Here is a 12,494-nt window from a genome sequence, read left to right as displayed (position 1 = left end):
CTATGGCTACTCATCGAATCGTCTCCAACCAATAGACGGGGGTGACTGATCCCTGTAGCAGCACCCCAGTAGTTCGTGGAAGTCTTCTCGTGAAAATCGGAGAGGGACTGTATTTAAATAGAACCATGGCTCGTGAAGCTGGTGAAGCTCATGATGCTCGTGAACGCTGGGTTTTATATACTATACTATCATGGTCTCATATCAGAAACAATGGGGTTGAAGGAATTCACTCGGGATGACCCAATCTTCGTCAATGAAGCCGTTCTCCGTGATAACTACCGTCCGGAAGAACTAGTAGAGCGTGACGCTGAATTATCCGAGTACCAGGAAGCACTCCGCCCCGTCATTAACGCTGCTCCGCCGAAAAACATCTTTTTATATGGTCAGACTGGTGTCGGGAAGACCCTCGCGACACGGCTCGTATTGAACCAGTTACTATCCGACCAAGAGAACTACGACGATCTCAATATCGAAGTTGTAAACCTGAACTGCAAATCTGCGTCTAGCAGCTATCAGGTATCAGTTGATCTCGTGAACCAATTCCGAGATACGACTGAGAAAATTCCGTCTACGGGGTATGCGTCCAGCCAAGTTTACCAGATGCTATGGAATCATATCAACGACTTAGATGCAACTCACTTGCTCGTTGTTCTGGACGAGATCGATTCGATTGGCAATGACGATGACATCCTCTATGAACTGCCACGAGCGAACGACAACGAGAGTGTTGATGATACACTAGTCGGCGTTATCGGGATCTCGAATGACTTCACATTCCGTGATAATCTGAGCGCACGCGTGAAAGACAGCCTCTGTGACGAGGAGATCCACTTCCCACCATATGATGCAAACCAACTTCGAAATATCCTCAAACAGCGTGCGACAAACGCGTTCCGTGATGGGGTTTTGGACGGTGATACGATTCCATTGTGTTCGGCGTTTTCAGCTCAAGAATCGGGGAGTGCACGACAGGCACTAAAATTGTTGTATAAAGCGGGGGATCTGGCGCGTACACGGGACGATTCGGAGGTCGGCGAAAGCGACGTTCGAGAGGCCCGAGATTTGATCGAGAAAGGAAAAGTGCAGGATGAGCTCGAATCCTTACCGACACAAAGTCAGTTGACGTTGTTCAGTTTGCTCCAACTTGAGAGCGAAGGCAAAACACCATGCAAACGGTCGGACATTTACGAACGGTATCAACTCGTTGCAGATCTTATCGACTCGGATATCGTTTCTGACCGAACGATTCATGACCGTATCAGTCAGCTTCGACTGAAGGGGTTCATCCAACATGATGAACGGAATGATGGTATTCACGGCGGTAGCTACTACCTGTATAGCCTGGATATACGGCAGGAGATCGTCGAAAATGCTTTGCAGCAAAGTAACGCCCGTGTTTCAGATCTCTTTGAGTCGTGAGTCTCGGGATTTCACTTCGACTGGCCTTTCACACCGATATACTCGTCTAGATCGTCGTTTTCAAGCCCAGCTCGAACTAACCCCTCGAGGAAGTCTTTGTGCTTCTCAATCCCTCCATTTCCGTTGATCAAGCTTTGACCGTTGTATTGATCGTAGAGATTGTTGAGCTCTTCCTGGAGATCATCTGGTAGGTACATCACGTATTGCGTTCGATTTCGTGTGCTATCCGTGTTCTTTGTGTGGCCCGTGTCACCCGTGTGGCCCGCATTCTCCGTATCGTCTGCATCCTCCGTGTGACCCGTATCACCTGTATCTTGTACTTCCTTTACTGTGCTTTGGTCATCCGTACTCCCCTGGTCATCTGTCTCACCCGTGTGACCCGTATTATCTATACCACCTGTGCCATCTGTGTCACTCGGGTCCTTCACCTCACCTGCGTCACCTTCATCACCTGTATCCTTCGTATCTTCCGTACTATCCGTGTTATTCTTCGGTTTGCTTCGCGTGCTGAATCGGTCGCTCAGCTCCTCGTTTTTGTCTACTTGTTCAGTCATTGGTAACCCTCCACGTGATCGGCCAGATCATTATACCTACTTTGCAGATCCTCGATCGTTTTCTCTTCGTGTCGCTCACCTTCATACCCAAAAATCGATCTCCCTTGCTGCCATGCTCGTCGAAGAGCAGCTCGATCTGGGATTTCGAAGACGTGTTCTTCACCAAACGCGGTGTTGAACCAGTCGATCATCCCTTTGTTAATATTATCACGGGTGGTCATGTTGACGACCGCTCCCATCGTCACAATATCAATCCCAAACTCGCTCTCGATCGATTCTATCTCGTCAAATAGCATTTCAAGTGCGTCTTTGCTAGCTTCGTGGGCTTGTGCCGGGAACAACACGTGTTCCGATGCGATGATTGCATTGTCGGTGAGTGGACCGAGATTCGGCGGTGAGTCCATGATGATGTAATCATACTCTTTGTCGAGTTCATCAAGCATCATCGACAGCCGCTTCTCGGCTCGTCGCTCAAAATGAAGCTCTTTTTCAAGTTTGAACATTCTGAGATGCGAGGGCAGGACATCGAATTCATCGTACTCGACAACCAGTTCGTTGACCTCGTCGAAATTGTTCGCATCGAGGAAGACATCATACATGGTAATGTCATCGACCAGGTATTGATCTCCGAGACCGAGGGATTTTGTCGCGTAGCCCTGAGGGTCGGCGTCCACTAGTAGTACGTCTCTCCCTCGATCGGCGAGAGCTCCTGAGAGATTGAGTGCAGTTGTTGTCTTCCCGACGCCGCCTTTTTGCATCGCAATTGAGATTGCAAGTGTCATGTGTATTGTCCGTGTGACACGGGTAATACGGGTAGTACCTGTGTCCTATATTATCCGTGTTCTGCATGGGACTTAGTTCTACGTCAGACATCAGTCAGAAAAACCGGATGACTTCCCCGATATCGCTGAATTTGGAAGGTATGAGCGTGTTTTGTTCTGCTTGATGATCGGGCTTGCCGTGTCGATTATCCTCTCTGAATGAGTACCACACTAGAAAGGCTTACCTATGAATGGAGCTAAGACTATGAATGATGAGTAAGTCTGAACAACCAAATGAATCTGAAAAGGAGGTTGTCGCTGTATCGAAACATGGCCAAGCAACCATTCCAAAGCGATTCCGCGACAAGCTTGGAATTGACGCACCGGGAAAGGTACTCTTCCGTGAAACTGACGATGGTACCGTTATCGTCGAGCACGTTCGCTCACCCAGTGAAATGCGTGGCTTCGCCGCTCGAAAGGATGCGACCACCGACACACCGGCAACGGACATTCTCCGTGAGAAACGCGAACAAGACCGAGACGAGCGCGAAGCCCAGTTTTCATCTGAGGACGAGTGATGGTACCTGACCGCGTTGTTTTCGATGCCGAGCCGTTGATCGCTCATGCAGACGATGAACCGGGAAGCAAAACCGTTGAACAGTATCTCAATGCCGTTGCTGCCGAGAATACTGCTGGATACGCCAGTTGTGTGAATCTCACCGAAGTTCGGTATACACTCGCCCGGAAGTACGACCGAGCGACTGCTGACGAATATCTAGAGTGGCTTGACGACCTTGGCATCGAACCAGTCAATGTCGATCAGGTGTGGATGGATGCTTCCGACTATATTCTCGAGTACAATCCTGCTCTGGGCGATTCGTTCGCACTTGCGACCGCAACTCATCTCGACGCAATGCTCCTTGTTGGTGGGGATGACGATTATGATGAGGTCTCCTCAGTGCCGATTGAGCGCTTTCGCGACGGGTCTGCGTAGCCGGCTTGATCGCGGACCGTTGTTGGGTAGTCTTACGTTAGCATGCTATACTAACCTACTGACCTTCGATTTTGTCGTAATTCGGTGAATATTTTATCCCTGGTTTTCCAACGGACAATTGCAGTTAGCGTAACCCAGTAGACGACGTGGATCTCGTTCCCAGCCCATCCACCCACGTCGTTTGCTCCCCTTGCATCATACTCAACACAACGACGAGCGTGTATTCTGTCCCGAGGATTTAGGTTACCAGTGCGTGTATCTGATTATATCTATGATCTCGAATCGGAGATCGCCACTCACTCCACTTGCGCAAGACGCACTCGATGCACTGGCGAGTGCCGTTCCAAACGATGGTGAACTCACCTACGAACATGCCTACGAAGTCTTGGCACAGGAAGAAGATTTGCAGCAGCCTGCTGCCGAGGATATCATCGAACGACTCTACATGCGGGGCCATCTGTACGAAGTCGAAGGGAAGCTCCGACTGACTGATTACGGATCTGAATAGCGAAGGCGCCCTCGTCAGTGAGGCCAGACTGGATTGTCCGGTTCTGGGATCTCGTCAACCAGCTCTTTTTCGAATGCTGACGCCCGCCATGCGATCACATTTTCTTTGCGCTGGATGTACTTCTCGTCCGTTTTGACCCACCGAGCGATTTCAGTGTACTCGTGGCCAGCACATAGGAGCAATAGCACTGCGAAATCGAACCTATCAAGATTGCTCTCGTTTGCATCGGCGTCAATACGATCGATAAACGCAGTGGACGCATCTCGCATGAACGCCATTAAAATCGCATACAGCCCCTCATCGTCGAATCCAGAGAATTCGAATCCCTCTGTTATATCGAATGATTCGGCCGTGCTTTCTTTGACATCCCATCGGAAGTCTTCGATTGCAGCACGTTCGCAGTCTTCGAGCGTAGCTAACTTTTCTGGATTTTCTCGTTCCCACGTTGCTCTCGTATCAGCAATTGCCTCACCCTGTGCATGATTGATGTACTCGTCACATCCTCGCTTGGCGATTATCGACTCGATATTCTTTCCTGATACTGTGAGGAGGATGTCTGCACACCGGTCTGTCTTTTCGAGGATTCGTGCTATCTCCCGCCGAGAGCCGAGATCTCCGAGGCCTGCTCGTTGTTGGGCGTCATGGACGAGACTGTTACGTCGGTCTTTCACCTCGACTAATTCACCGTATCTGCCCGACTCCAAGATCTGAATATCAGAAAGAATCTCCAATCGCTTTGCGTGCCCAACGCTTTGGACGAACTCGGAAATACTGTTGAGACGAACTTCTTCTCGGAACAATTCGTTCAGGACTGTTTCGGTCGTCAGTTCTTCGATGAGCGCAGACGCAAGCAACAGATAGGAGAAAAACGACCGTTCGAGCTGTCCGTTGAGGTCGCTTCCTGCTTGAAGCTGCTCTTTTACTTCGTCTCGTTGCTCAAGATAATACTCGAGCACATTATCGGAATGTCCGATGAGCGCATTCTGGCGCTCGACGTACGCAACGAGTAACAGCAATTCGTTCTCAAAGGGCGTCTCTTCACTTAGTGTCTGGCACTTTTCGAGGGCACTTGTTGGGAGGTGCCGGGTGAGGTAGTCGATGTCGTCGTAAACAAGTGGCGTATTGGTGGGACAGTTGTCGATGATCGATTGGAAGTCTGAATTGTTGGTGAGTTGCTGGAGTGCGTCTCTGACTTCATCGACGTCCATTTCACTCAAGGGAGGCGACCGATACATCGCACCACCCACAAACACTGTCGGGCCTTCGATGTCTTCAACTCTGTAGTCACCGATTGGTCTTAGTGAAACTGTGTCTGCATCAATCGCGAATGAAATTTCGATATCGGCGCCACTACACACGGGTAAAAATCAGATAAAACGGAGTTATTCAACCTTCTCGTCGTACTCTTCCCACAGCGAATCTAGGTCTCTTCCCGTCTCTTCAGCGATGTGGCGCAATAACTGCGCTTTGTTTTCGAATCGCTGTAGTTGACCCTTCGTCCTCATAGTCGGTAATTCGGGTTCCATGGGTAATAAGCTAGGGGGATAGCACCGATTGCGAGCGGCCGTTTTCTTAGTTCACGTATATCTCTTTACCACGTGGGCGGCATGGCTGAGGTTAGTATAGTATACTAACCTACTGCTGTTCGACTCGCTATTCCTCTCTGGCCGACTACTTGTGTCGGAATTTCTCGCTAGCATCACTATGTGCTCCAATCGGTTCATAGATGAGGACGGTATTGTCGCTCCGAACAGTCACGAGATAGTCCTCAACGGTGAATCGCACCTCAACGTCGCTCTTTTTCGATGCACTTGCTTTGATGATGTCTTCGAGCGCATCTGGGTCCACGTATTCGTACAGCGAGAGCGTGGTCTGGCCACCTGTCGGCTCGATCACATCAATGAGTGCTTCAACGACACCAGCAACAAGCTCTGAAGTCGATGAGTCGAAATCAATCGTCTCAGAGGCGACCAGTGCATATTGCGGTGGTGAACTCGGGCCGGAGTGCTCTGTCGTGGACCCGAACCAACCGATCGCTTGGGTTCTTTCTGTGTCACTGTTCATATTTTCTATTGGTCCTCCAGAAACTTGAGTAACGGCCGCTTACCGTAGAATTCACTGGGTTGAAAGAAAGATGGTCTAGAAATTGAGTTCGATACACATATTCCGGTTATCTGATTGAGTAATATAATAAAATCAAGCTATGTCTGACGAACTTATTTTATCCTTCGGATCATTGGTGGAGATACGCTCTCACGTGATCAGTACGACGCCATCGTCTGGCGCCATCACCCGACAGTGTCGTCGTGCCTGGTTGTGAGAGTTGGCTTTCCCCCTACCCATCCTTCCCGACGGGCTGAATACGGTTTGTTGTTCAGTATCATCTCTACCAAGAAGTAGGGTTTCGGAAATCCGAATTGGAAACCGATGGAACCTGCCGAACTCTACTGGCGCTGCCATGCATCTTTGGCTGCGATTGACGGTCGTTGATTCGTCTATAACTGCATCAGCTCAGGAGGACTTTAGCGCTCAATAACCCATTGGAACCCCGTATTAGTGAGTGAATACTCCACCATTTGCAGAGGGTATGTTCTCGCGTTGCTGTGGCGTCCAGCACGGCGAGAACTCACACTGGTTGACGTCGGTCGTTCCTGTATTGGAACATTCGGAATCGACCCTGGCGTGCCTTTCTGATACCCCGGTGAAATATCATCCGTGATAATGCACCAGACCTCACCCGAACTTCCCTCGCTTGACCCCGGCATTACACTGCTCGAAACCGACGAGCGCATGACTGGCTCGTTCCAGTCGCTCGTGCTCGATCAACTACTTCTCGAGCAGGGCTCTGCCGTTTGGATCGATGCTCACGGACATGGAACAACGCATCCGCTGACGCGAATTACGCCCTCGATGCGTGTCCTCAACCGGATTCACATCGCTCGGGCGTTCACCCCATGGCAACACCAAAGTCTCGTACAGGACCTTACCGGAGAGATTTCGGACGAGACGACGATTGCGGTCCTTCCCGCAGTGGACTGGTTCTACCGGTCGGAGGACCTTCCGCGTGGTGATGATGAGCGCATGCTCTCGACTGTGGCTAAGCGGATCGACGAGCTTGCCGAACGATTTGAGATTCCAGTGCTTCTGACGTTGCAGACGGACGATACGCTGACAGCACCGATTCACGACATTGCTGATCAGACGGTTCGGTGTGAACAGACCCAGTTCGGACCACGGTTCGCAGGTGAGGAGTACGAGACGTTAGTCTACCCGTTGGAGAATGGGCTGGTGCAAACGACGCTCGCGTATTGGAAGCGTATTCTCGCTAATCGGCATCCAGCGATGGTTGATGCTGATGTTTCACCGGAGGTGAGTGCGAATGGGGCGTACTAACACGACGTATCGTGATTTACTGCGGGCAATGGAGTCGCGGTGGCAGGAATATCGGCGTGCACTCCGACACGCTGACCAGGCTGTCTTTGATCGGCTCTTCGAATATGCCCGCGCACATGCGGACGCGAGTGGGCTCCAGAACCACCAGTTCGTCGAGATTCCAGCGCTGATGTCGATGCTCATCGAACAGCAAAAGCAAATTGAGGATTTAGAAGATCGACTCGATCACGTCGAGGATGATTTGAACGATCGGGGATGAGACGATGGTGTACAAAATCGACTACGTCGATGACGACGTGCTCAGATGGTCGGTAACTGAGACGGGGGTGAGTTGCGAGGTCGATGAATCGTATACGCCGACGATCTACGTGTCGGCGCACGATGACGGCGAGCTTTCGATGGCACGTGCTGCACTTCGTGACCATCCTGCCGTTGTTCGGGTTGCTGTCGTCGAAGAACGCGTGAGCTTCCGGCACGACCCCGAGCAAGTACTCCAAGTAGATGTGGTCGACCTCAACGCGGTGAATTCGGTGGCGCGAGTGGTGAGCAAGTGGGGCTCGCCTGGTGAGTATCGCTGCTACAACGTCGACTTCTCACGGGAGTTCCGCTACTGTCTCGAAGAAGGAATCGACCCCTTGCCGAACTACGAACTCTCACAGATGCAGATTGCTGTGTCGGAGACGGAACTCGCGAGTGAGAGGGTTACCGAACTCACAATTGACGATGAGACGGTGACTGGGAGTGCGGCGGACGTGTTAACGGCATTGTCAGCTCGTGTTGAGTCGGTTGACCCCGACGTTCTCTTCCTGAACACCAGTGCCCTCATTCCCGTTCTCTTTCAGCAGGCCGATCGGCTCGACGTCGAGTTCCAGCTTGGGCGACGTCCGGGGTGGCAACAACTGGCGGGTGAATCAACCTACGAAAGCTACGGGCGGCTCTGGTGAATCACTAGACGGCATCGGTTTCGACCGTTAGAATTTGGAAGATGAAGCGGGAAATCGTCGATGATCCATGTCGAAAATCTCCCGCTTCACGAGCAAAGCGGTCACGTTAGCTAAAAACGCTGTTGGTGGTCGAGGCGAAGTCGCCGCCCCCGAAGGGGGTGGCGGCTTCGCCGACTACGCTCTCGTGTCGCTGCACTGTCTGCGGGTTTACCTCGATGAATCGTACCGCAACGCACTCGACCTGCTGAGCGAGATGCCGCATATTCTCGGGGAGATTGGCCTTGAAGAGGGCAATCTCCCTGACCACTCGACGTTAGTGAAGGCGTTTGATAGGTTCGAAATGAAGGTCTGGCGAGTGCTGCTGCGCCTGTCGGCGCAGCTGCATGACCTCTCGGGTCACGCCGCCATTGACGCCACGTTTTTTGACCGCGAGAACGCCAGCAAGCACTACTGCCGCCGGACGAATGATCGCGTTCAAACACTGAAAGCGACCGCTCTCGTCGACACAGAAACACAAGCGATCCTTGACGTTCACTGTACGACCGAGAAACCGCACGACACACAGCTCGGCTGGCAGGTCGCCTGCCGCAACGCAGGCGACCTGCACAGCCTCGCTGCCGACAAAGGCTACGACTGGATGCAATTACGCGAGAAACTCAGAGAAGAAGGCGTGAGACCGCTGATTAAGCATCGCATCTTCCGACCCATCGACCACGCGCATAACGCGCGGGTCGATGGGCCTCGCTACCGCCAGCGATCGATGTGTGAGACCGTCTTCTCGGCAATCAAACGCACGCACGGCGTCGCCGTGCGTGCTCGAACCTGGTACCGAGAATTTCGTGAGCTTGTTCTGAAATGTGTTGTTTATAACATCAAGCGGACGGTGACACAGTAAAATCACGCGCCGTATGGCGATTCACCAGAACCGTAGATTCAATAAAACTGTAAGATGCCGGTTCAGCCTTCAACCATAGGCGGGACCTTCGTACTTCAGCACAAGGAGGTGATCAAAAATCTGCAATCATCGTCGAGTGAATCGAATTTGTATAACGCCAGTGTACGCACTAATAGTCGAGTCTATGTGTTGACCGACTTGCGGTGGAACAAATGTGAACTGTATCTCGTTCCCTGCCAGTCGGGCTTGCATTTGGGAACGTGGGATGAGCGGATAGGGAAGCGGCACTCCAACACCAACCGATCTTGACGTTGCATCAGTTTCATTTATTCTATTGTACCCATCAATACTGTGCAGAGAAGGGTCATCAATCATGTACCCGGATAGCGTATTGCCCGACAGATTGAGCTGCCAGGTTTGGGCGATGGATGTCTGTGGATGAGCCTGCGTTGGATTCAAAATCACAGCTGACGTAAGAGTGAAATCTCCATTTTCCCCTGGTGGACCTCCACTGATGTAGAAGTTGAGCGGATTTCTCTCGTTCCCCAGCTGGGATGTGAGCGGGAGTCGGAATGTTCCCAGTGCGTTGTTAAACTGGTACGTTCCGACGGGGGTGTAGCTCCTGATCGTGTTTTCTCCGGGTGGACTGGCAACCTGGTATGTTTTGACTAGTGCGGATCCTGCCCATTCCCCATACCAGGCCGAAGCAGCGGTTGGTGGTGAATTTTGGTTGAGCGAGCGAGCGCTCGCCATACCACTGAGGGATGCTAACGAAACGGCCCCACTGACGGCTCCAAGAAACTGTCTCCGAGTCGAAGAAGATTGACGGTGTTCTGTAGAATTGTCATTGCTCTTCGGTGAATTTTGTTCTGGCTGCATATTCCTCGTCTTGAGGGGACGATTCACATTCGTTTCAAGCAGTACGATTGTTCTGTACGATTCAAATCCTGCCTAGTATGCACGTTGGTGTTTCCAAGGGACCACAGTCCATACCGCTGAATCAACAAGAGCGTGTTCTGAGAATACTTCAACTATTCGATAAGAAATAGAATCATTTTCGCTAAGCGGCTCTGAATCAGAATTGATCTGTATTACGAAATTCGATAGTGATCATCATGATGATCTGCTCTACAAAACTGAAATATGACGTCGATTTCTAATGTCGCGTTGTTCGAATGACACGGAAGACATCCACTCACCCAAATCTATTGGGTCGCTGTCGTCCGATGGATTTCACCGTTCGTGGAGTGCTTGTGGTCATCGATGTTACACAATAGTACTGTGATATTCACTGAGCATGATTCGAAGTCGTCTCCATCCGATTGGAGAGATCCGTACTTACACCGTCGTCAGACCCACTTTACGCACCACCGTCCTCTCTCCAACCGCAAATCAACCGCAAAACAAGACGTACTTCACAGTAATCGATAGTTGCTTACAGTGGTTCGTGTCGTGGTGTTTTGATTCGTGTTAGATTGGTGTCCCTCTCGGGATGGGTGTCCTGACGGGGATACTTATGTGGTCACTGACGACGCTGTCACTCCAGCGTTCGTGGTCTGCATGGACGGGAACGGCCTATGTTGCTTGAGCATCCAGCCGTGTTTGTCGTGCTGGAAGAACGTGAGCCGTCCTTGCGATAGCTGTTCGATACGACGGCAAGCGCGGTACACCTGCTTCCAAGCGAGATGTTCGTCGGTTGCTGTGGAGAGAAGCGACTTGAGGTTGTCACTCGTCTTGAGGAGGTTCCCTTTCGGTGTCTTGGTTGACCACTCCTCCCAGTGTTCGAAGACTGTTACAGCGCGTCTGTCGCTGGCAGAGACGTGATCATCGAGTGCATCTTCTCCAATCACCGAGAGCCGTTCGAGTGGCGTCCAGTCGTCTGCTGGTGTACTCTGTTCGTCAGTGCAGTCGCTGGTGACGTCGATGTTGTCTTCGAGATCAGCGATGTCGTCGTTGGCACTCTCAATCCCCATTCCAAGGGCGTCCATCCGTTTTTCGTGTGTGGCTTGTTCGGCTTCGAGTTCATTCACTCGCTGCTCGAGGTCGTCGATTCGCTCGTCTTTCTTGGCGACTTCCGCTTTGAGTTCAGTGATTGAGTTAGCGAGCATCTGAACGTGCTCGGCGAGGTCCTCAATTGAGATATCGGCACCGAGATTATCGGTTACTCCGGAAGGAGTGGTGTCACTCATCCGCCCGCACCTCCACTGGAACTCCGGTGTCCTCTGCTGGTGTGGAGAGTCGCGGGAGGTGGGCAATGGTTGTGAGCGTGCCGATACAACGAGCGGTCGTGTCACTGGGGGTGTGGGTGTACTCGAGAACCGTCATGGCAGAATCGGACTGACTGAGGCAGTGGTAGGTGGCTTGCTGCAGTTCGTCCTGTGCAGTCGTGGTGATCGGCGGTGCTGCTAGGACGAGATGCGGTCCACAGCGTGTCGGTGCGTTCGTTGCTTTGACCGTGCAAATCGTCCGTGGCAACTCCGTCGTGGTGATGCGAACGCAATCATTTGGCGAGAGGTGCTGAACGAGTGCGTCGGCATCGCGCGGATTCAGTGGCTTTGGAATGACCGAGCGACGGTCGGCAGTCATGCCGGCTCACCTCCCTTGGGGCTGGTGATGCACTCGATGTGCGCGCCGGTGCGCAGCCAGGCGTATCGACCGTTCGGGGTGCGACCGTAGTGGTCTAACTGTGCCTCAGTGTGTTCGATCTCGTCGTAGTAGCGGTACTGCAGCCGGTACAGGTCGTTGGAGGGTGTGGCGACATACAGGACGTGCTCGCCGGGCTCTGGGCCACGACAGGAAAGCGTGGGTTCGTGGTGCTCACACTGATAGATGACGCCTGTGAGCGTGCGTTTCTGGGTGTAGATCTGGATCGGGTCCGTACACTCCAGGGCGAGGACCGTCTGCTGATCGGTCATTGCTCGGCCTCCCGTTTCTGACGAAGGCGCTGACAGAGCTGGCAGGGTGCGTACTGATCGTCTTGTGCCTCTGTGCGCGTGCAATAGGCGAGTGGGTTGTCGGTCTGCAGC

General features: G+C 52.1%; 14 protein-coding genes. 7 read left to right on the top strand and 7 right to left on the bottom strand.

Translation table 11 applies throughout. The features are described from left to right. Positions 1 to 210: 210 nt before the first annotated feature. The gene (locus BG842_RS16180; RefSeq protein WP_069451598.1) at positions 211 to 1,419 is read left to right on the top strand and encodes a Cdc6/Cdc18 family protein; all 1,209 of its coding nucleotides are present in this window, start codon (positions 211 to 213) and stop codon (positions 1,417 to 1,419) included. Positions 1,420 to 1,430: 11 nt separating this feature from the next. Here the strand turns inward: BG842_RS16180 and BG842_RS16175 are convergent, their stop codons facing one another. Together BG842_RS16175 and BG842_RS16170 are read right to left on the bottom strand one after the other, a co-directional pair. After that, a complete protein-coding gene (locus BG842_RS16175) occupies positions 1,431 to 1,973 on the bottom strand; it encodes a hypothetical protein (RefSeq protein ID WP_069451558.1) in 543 nt (180 codons plus the stop codon). Beyond that, positions 1,970 to 2,755, bottom strand: coding sequence for a ParA family protein (locus BG842_RS16170; protein ID WP_069451557.1), 786 nt, complete (start codon positions 2,753 to 2,755; stop codon positions 1,970 to 1,972). The genes BG842_RS16175 and BG842_RS16170 overlap by 4 nt, the downstream gene beginning before the upstream one ends. 251 nt (positions 2,756 to 3,006) lie before the next feature. Here BG842_RS16170 and BG842_RS16165 point away from each other — a divergent pair, with 251 nt between their 5' ends. Further along, positions 3,007 to 3,312 carry an AbrB/MazE/SpoVT family DNA-binding domain-containing protein gene (locus tag BG842_RS16165; protein ID WP_069451597.1) on the top strand — a complete coding sequence of 102 codons (306 nt, stop codon included), beginning with the start codon at positions 3,007 to 3,009 and terminating at the stop codon, positions 3,310 to 3,312. Further along, on the top strand, positions 3,309 to 3,728 hold the full coding sequence (locus BG842_RS16160) for a PIN domain-containing protein (RefSeq protein WP_069451556.1): 420 nt from the start codon (positions 3,309 to 3,311) through the stop codon (positions 3,726 to 3,728). The genes BG842_RS16165 and BG842_RS16160 overlap by 4 nt, the downstream gene beginning before the upstream one ends. Before the next feature lie 522 nt (positions 3,729 to 4,250). Here the strand turns inward: BG842_RS16160 and BG842_RS16150 are convergent. Together BG842_RS16150 and BG842_RS16145 are read right to left on the bottom strand one after the other, a co-directional pair. Beyond that, positions 4,251 to 5,594, bottom strand: coding sequence for a hypothetical protein (locus tag BG842_RS16150; protein WP_069451555.1), 1,344 nt, complete (start codon positions 5,592 to 5,594; stop codon positions 4,251 to 4,253). Between the two features lie 313 nt (positions 5,595 to 5,907). Then, the gene (locus tag BG842_RS16145) at positions 5,908 to 6,300 is read right to left on the bottom strand and encodes a HalOD1 output domain-containing protein (protein WP_069451554.1); all 393 of its coding nucleotides are present in this window, start codon (positions 6,298 to 6,300) and stop codon (positions 5,908 to 5,910) included. A gap of 657 nt (positions 6,301 to 6,957) precedes the next feature. Here BG842_RS16145 and BG842_RS16140 point away from each other — a divergent pair. From BG842_RS16140 to BG842_RS16125, 4 genes are all read left to right on the top strand, one after another. Beyond that, positions 6,958 to 7,629, top strand: coding sequence for a hypothetical protein (locus BG842_RS16140; protein ID WP_254663241.1), 672 nt, complete (start codon positions 6,958 to 6,960; stop codon positions 7,627 to 7,629). Continuing rightward, on the top strand, positions 7,616 to 7,888 hold the full coding sequence (locus tag BG842_RS31820; protein WP_069451553.1) for a hypothetical protein: 273 nt from the start codon (positions 7,616 to 7,618) through the stop codon (positions 7,886 to 7,888). The genes BG842_RS16140 and BG842_RS31820 overlap by 14 nt, the downstream gene beginning before the upstream one ends. Before the next feature lie 4 nt (positions 7,889 to 7,892). Beyond that, on the top strand, positions 7,893 to 8,573 hold the full coding sequence (locus BG842_RS16130; protein WP_069451552.1) for a hypothetical protein: 681 nt from the start codon (positions 7,893 to 7,895) through the stop codon (positions 8,571 to 8,573). 67 nt (positions 8,574 to 8,640) lie between these two features. Beyond that, a complete protein-coding gene (locus BG842_RS16125; RefSeq protein ID WP_069451551.1) occupies positions 8,641 to 9,468 on the top strand; it encodes an IS5 family transposase in 828 nt (275 codons plus the stop codon). 1,514 nt (positions 9,469 to 10,982) lie between these two features. On the opposite strand, the gene BG842_RS31815 is transcribed toward BG842_RS16125, so the two are convergent. The 3 genes from BG842_RS31815 to BG842_RS16110 are packed head-to-tail and all read right to left on the bottom strand — an operon-like array spanning position 10,983 to position 12,383. Then, complete coding sequence (locus BG842_RS31815) at positions 10,983 to 11,657, bottom strand: hypothetical protein (RefSeq protein WP_254663240.1); 675 nt, start codon at positions 11,655 to 11,657, stop codon at positions 10,983 to 10,985. Continuing rightward, positions 11,650 to 12,054: a hypothetical protein gene (locus BG842_RS16115; RefSeq protein ID WP_069451550.1), complete on the bottom strand. Its 405-nt coding sequence runs from the start codon at positions 12,052 to 12,054 to the stop codon at positions 11,650 to 11,652. The genes BG842_RS31815 and BG842_RS16115 overlap by 8 nt, the downstream gene beginning before the upstream one ends. Further along, entirely contained in the window at positions 12,051 to 12,383 is a 333-nt protein-coding gene (locus BG842_RS16110) for a hypothetical protein (RefSeq protein ID WP_069451549.1), read from the bottom strand. The genes BG842_RS16115 and BG842_RS16110 overlap by 4 nt, the downstream gene beginning before the upstream one ends. Between the last annotated feature and the right edge of the window lie 111 nt (positions 12,384 to 12,494).

The sequence above is a fragment of the Haladaptatus sp. W1 genome, assembly GCF_001723155.1.
GTDB classification, from domain to species: domain Archaea; phylum Halobacteriota; class Halobacteria; order Halobacteriales; family Haladaptataceae; genus Haladaptatus; species Haladaptatus paucihalophilus.
The sequence above is the reverse complement of the archived record's forward strand: the minus strand, read 5'-3'. Positions and strand labels throughout refer to the sequence as shown.